The organism is Kitasatospora sp. NPDC059747, assembly GCF_042732955.1.
GTDB lineage: Bacteria > Actinomycetota > Actinomycetes > Streptomycetales > Streptomycetaceae > Kitasatospora.
On sequence record NZ_JBHWGV010000197.1, the window covers coordinates 1 to 4788 of the forward strand.

The window sequence follows — 4788 nt, forward strand, 5'->3', positions numbered from 1 at the left end:
CGGGCCCGGCCGCTACAGGATCCTGGAACAGCGTCCGTGCCGAGCCCGCGAAAGCCGGACAGTTGGGGGGATTCCCCTATCGAACACCCTCTGAGGCCGAGCCGTACACCGAGACGCTGATGCTGCCGCAGTGGCGCACGCAGCGCGTCCTGTACGGGCGGTTGCGCGAGCTGGGCGGCGACGTCGCCTTCGGCCGCGAGCTGGTCGGCCTCGCGCAGGACGCGGACGGCGTGACGGCCGCGTTCGCGTCGGGCGGCCCGGTCCGGGCCCGGTGGACCGTCGCGGCCGACGGTGGGCGCTCGACCGTCCGTCGACTGCGCGGCATCGGCATGGCGGGGGAGGACATCGACCCGGCGACGATGCTGGTCGCGGACGTCCGGCTCGCCGACGGGGCGCTGGACCGCGATCACTGGCACGTCTTCCCCGCGGGCGAGGACCTGCTGGCGCTCTGCCCGCTCGCCGGGACGGACGACTTCCAGCTCGTCGCGAGGTTCCCGGAGGGGACGGCCGTGGATGCCAGCCTGGAGGGGATCCGCAAGGTCGTCGCCGCGCGCTCCCACCTGACGGCCGGTCATGTCGTCGACGTGCGCTGGGCATCCGAGTTCCGGCCGCGGACGGGACTCGCGGACCGGTTCCGCGACGGACGCGTGTTGCTCGCCGGCGACTCCGCGCACGTGCACTCGCCGGCCGGCGCGCAGGGCCTGAACACCAGCATCCAGGACGCGTACAACCTCGCCTGGAAGCTGGCCGTCGTGCTCTCCGGCGCCGCCCCGGAGGCGCTGCTCGACACCTACGAGGAGGAGCGCCGCGCCAACGCGGCGGAGATGCTCGACCTCTCGACGCGCGTGCACCGCGGCGAGGTCCGCCGTGGCCGCGCGACCCAGCAACTCGGCCTCGGCTACCGGGAGTCGACGCTCTCGGAGGACACCCGCACCGGCCTCCCGGCGGACGCCCTCCGGGCCGGCGACCGCGCCCCGGACGGCCGCCGCGGCGGCGTCCGCCTCTTCGACGCCTTCCGTGGCCCGCACTGGACCCTGCTCGCCGTCGGCACCGACGCCGACCTGCCCGACCTCGGCGTCCCCGCCGTCCGCATCCCGCCCTACGAGGCGTACGGCACGGGCGTGTTCCTCATCCGTCCGGACGGCTACGTCGGCTGGGCGGGCACGACGGCGGACGGCCTGGAGTCGTACGCGGCCCGTAACGGCGTGCGCGGCGCTTGACCCACGCGGCGCTCGACCTGCGTGCCGCTCGACCCATGCGACGCTCGACCTACGTGCCGCTCGACCTACGTGCCGCTCGACCTACGTGTCGCTCGACCTGCGCGGTGCTCGACCCACGCGGTGCTCGACCCACGCGACGCTCGACCCACGCGACGCTCGACCCACGTGCCGCTCGACCCACGCGGTGCTTGACCCGCACGGGCGAGGGGGCGTGCCGCCCGGCCCGGGCTGCGGGGGAGCGGCGGTTCGCGGCCGGAGACTGGGGGCCGTCGCCGCCCGCCGCCGGACAGGAGAGACCGTGGCCGACCACAGCCCCCGGGAGAAGACCGACGGCCAGGTCGGCGTCCTCGGCATCGCGCTCGGCGCGGTCCTGGCGGTCGTGTTCGCTCAGGGCTCGTGGCAGTGGTTCTCCACCTACCTCGGCGTGATGCTGCTCGCGGTGGTCCTCGCCTGCACCCGCCTGCCGACCCGCGCGCCCGGGCCGGTCACCGGGTACGTGCGCAGCCTGACGGCGTACGCACTGGTCGTCGGCCTGTGCGTGGCGATCGCGCTGGCCCCGGCGATGCAGCGGTGGCGGTGGCTGTTCCCGATGCCGGGTACGCGTGCGGGCTGCGCCGAACTGGGCCGCTACCAGGCCCTGACCGCGCGGCAGGCGGTGGGCGGCCTGGCCGTACAGGACGGCGCGGCGGTGGCCCACGCCCAGGCCGACCAGGCCCGGCACGCCGTCGACGCGTGCCTCGCGGCCACGACGACGCTGTGGCTGCCGGTCTACGCGCTGGGGACCGCGGCGCTGGTGGTCCTGGTCTCGTGGCGGCTCGGCCGGAGGAGAGCCACAGGCTCCCGGTGAGAGGATGGCCGGGACTCGAAAGGGGAGCGGATGGGCCTGGACGTCGTCCCGTTCGAGGAGCGGTTCGCGGAGCCCGCGGCGACGCTGCTCGCCGGGGAGCATCCGGACGGCGGGCTGGACCTCGCCGACCCGGTCGTGGCCCGTCGCCTCGTGGCGGCGTGGCAGGGTGCGGGCCCCGCCGTGGCCGCCGTCGAGGGCGGCGAGCTCGTCGGATTCCTGGCGGCGTCGGTCGACGGCGTCCCCGGGCCCCAGCAGGCGTCGATCCGGCTCCAGCAGCACGCTGCCGTCGGCGGCCGGAAGCGCGAGGCCTACCGCCGGCTCTACGCGGCCCTGGCCGGTCGACTCGCCGCCGTCGGACGGTTCGAGCACACGATCACCGTCTCGGCCGTCGACGGGGAGGTCACCACGGCCCTGTTCGAACTCGGCTTCGGCATCGACCAGATCAAGGGCCTGCGGCCCGCCGTCGCCTCCACCGGGCAGGACGTCCGGCTGCGCGAGGCCGGGCCGACGGACCTCCGCAGACTCCTCGAACTCACCGTTGAGCTGCAGCAGTTCCACGCCACCTCGCCGATCCTCCGGCCCGCGCTCCTCGACGTCCCCGCCGTTCGGGACGGTTTCCTCGCCGCTCTCGGCGACGACCGGCGGCTGCTCCTCGTCGCCGAGGAGCACGGGCGCGTCGTCGGCATGATGCAGGCGGAGGCCGACCAGCGGCACCGTTCCACGGCGGTGATCGGCATCGCCTCGGTGACGGCGTCCGCCCGGTCCGGGGGCCTCGGCACGGCGCTCCTGGCCGGAGTCTCCGACTGGGCCGCCCGCCGGGGCTTCGCGAACGTCGCCGTCGGCTGGTCGTCCGCGAACCCGGTGAGCGACTCCTTCTGGCGCGGACGCGGCTTCGCACCGGTCGGCTACAAGCTCACCCGCCTGATCGACGCCCGCGTCGCCTGGGCCGACAGTCGGCTGGGCTACGCCCATCACCTGCCGGGGGGCTCGCCGCTCCCTCTGTGACGAACTCCGCTCACCAGGAGCAGAGTTAGGGCACTGAGCAAGTGACGGCAAACCGGATGGCCCGGACCGACGGGCGAGGCGGGGCTCCTTCAGAGCGGCACCCCGTTGTCGCCCATCGCCGCAGGCACCAGTGACGCGGTGACGGTGATCGTCGCCGCGTCCGCCGTCCTCGCCCTCCAGGTCCGCCGGACGGCGGGTGCCGGAACGGTGAGAACGGTGACTGCCGTGGGCAGCTGACGGTCAGAAATATTTTTTCGAACGGACCTGCAACCTCCGTGGCACCCACACGTCTGTGGAAGTGAGAGGCGGGGGAATCGCCAAGTGCCTCTCACTTCCACAGCACACACGTATGGCTCCATAGGGGGAACCATGTCCATCCGCTCTGCCGCCGCCGTGCTCGTCCTGGGCCTCACGGCCGGCCTGGTCGCCGCCGCACCGGCCTCGGCCGGGAACAACCCCTGGCCGAAGTTCACGCCGCTGGCGGCCGACACGACCGTGCAGATCCAGGCCGACTTCAGCGGCAAGTGCCTGGCCGTCGCAGACGCCCGCACCGACGACGGCGCGCCCGTCGTCGAGGCGGCCTGCACGGGTGACGACAGCCAGCAGTGGAACATCACCAACGGCTACGCGTTCAACGTCCACAGCGGCAAGTGCCTTGAGGTGCCGGCCTGGAGCCGCACCGCGGGCACCGCGATCGACCAGTGGACCTGCAACCAGGGCGACAACCAGCGCTGGGGTCAGATCAACATCGTCGGCAGCAACACCATCGCCATCCCCAACTGGAACAGCGGCCTGATCCTCGACATCTCCGGCGCGAACCAGGCCGACGGCACCCCGGTGATCCAGTGGTACTCGGACTACCACGCCAACCAGCGCTGGACCCTCAGCCCGGTCGGCTGACCCACCCCGCACCACCCCGGCCCCCGGCCCGGCCACCACTGGGCCGGGGGCCACCTTCGGCGCGTCCGGGCGCCGATCCTCGGCGCTGCGGACAGTGGGGGGAACACCAAGTTTCGTTCGCGCCATACGACATCAGTCAGGACCCACAGGGGGGGCCATGACCATCAACTCCAATGCCAAGCGCCGCATCGGCTCCGTCGCCACCGCCGGGCTCGGCCTCGGCCTGGCCGTCGGCCTGCTCGCCGCCCCCGCCGCGGCCGGCTTCACGTACCACCCGCTCGCGGCCGACTCCACCGTGCAGATCCGGACCTTCGTCGGCAAGTGCCTCCAGATCGCGGACTCCCGCACCGACAACGGGGCTCCCGTCGTCCAGGCGACCTGCAACGGCGCCCCGGGCCAGCGGTGGAACATCTCCGACGGCTTCGCCGTCAACGTCAACAGCGGCAAGTGCCTTGAGGTGCCGGGCTGGAGCAAGACCCAGGGCACGGCCATCGGCCAGTGGGACTGCAACGGCGGTGACAACCAGCGCTGGGGCAAGGTCAACGTCGACGGCAACACGCTGGCCGTCGTCAGCTTCGACAGCGACTTGGTCCTCGACGTGTACGGCGCCGGCCACGACGACGGCGCTCCGCTCGTCCAATGGGGCGGGTCGCGCTACGACAACGAGCGCTTCACCCTCGCCCCGGTCGGCTGACCCACCCCGCACCACCCCGGCCCCCCGCCCCGCCCCCCCCCCCGCGCGGGGGCGCGGGGGAGTGGAGAGGAGCGGGGAGACCCGGCGCGGACAGAGACGCGAATAGATAATGACACCGGCGA

5 protein-coding genes are annotated in these 4788 nt (G+C 73.5%); all 5 read left to right on the plus strand.

The features are described 5' to 3' along the window. The coding region (locus ACFV4G_RS41615) for an FAD-dependent monooxygenase (protein WP_380448506.1) at positions 1-1220 on the plus strand (1220 nt) is incomplete at its 5' end. Positions 1221-1518: 298 nt separating this feature from the next. After that, positions 1519-2067 (plus strand): hypothetical protein, encoded by a 549-nt coding sequence (locus tag ACFV4G_RS41620; protein WP_380448508.1) that lies wholly within the window; start codon positions 1519-1521, stop codon positions 2065-2067. 30 nt (positions 2068-2097) lie between these two features. After that, complete coding sequence (locus ACFV4G_RS41625; protein ID WP_380448510.1) at positions 2098-3072, plus strand: GNAT family N-acetyltransferase; 975 nt, start codon at positions 2098-2100, stop codon at positions 3070-3072. Between the two features lie 369 nt (positions 3073-3441). Then, positions 3442-3972 (plus strand): RICIN domain-containing protein, encoded by a 531-nt coding sequence (locus tag ACFV4G_RS41630; protein WP_380448512.1) that lies wholly within the window; start codon positions 3442-3444, stop codon positions 3970-3972. Between the two features lie 157 nt (positions 3973-4129). Further along, positions 4130-4666 carry an RICIN domain-containing protein gene (locus ACFV4G_RS41635; protein WP_380448514.1) on the plus strand — a complete coding sequence of 179 codons (537 nt, stop codon included), beginning with the start codon at positions 4130-4132 and terminating at the stop codon, positions 4664-4666. Positions 4667-4788: the final 122 nt, after the last annotated feature.

Coding starts and splice junctions, on each gene's coding strand:
- ACFV4G_RS41635 (WP_380448514.1), top strand. CDS start 4,130: ATGACCATCAACTCCAATGCCAAGCGCCGCATCGGCTCCGTCGCCACC.
- ACFV4G_RS41630 (WP_380448512.1), top strand. CDS start 3,442: ATGTCCATCCGCTCTGCCGCCGCCGTGCTCGTCCTGGGCCTCACGGCC.
- ACFV4G_RS41625 (WP_380448510.1), top strand. CDS start 2,098: ATGGGCCTGGACGTCGTCCCGTTCGAGGAGCGGTTCGCGGAGCCCGCG.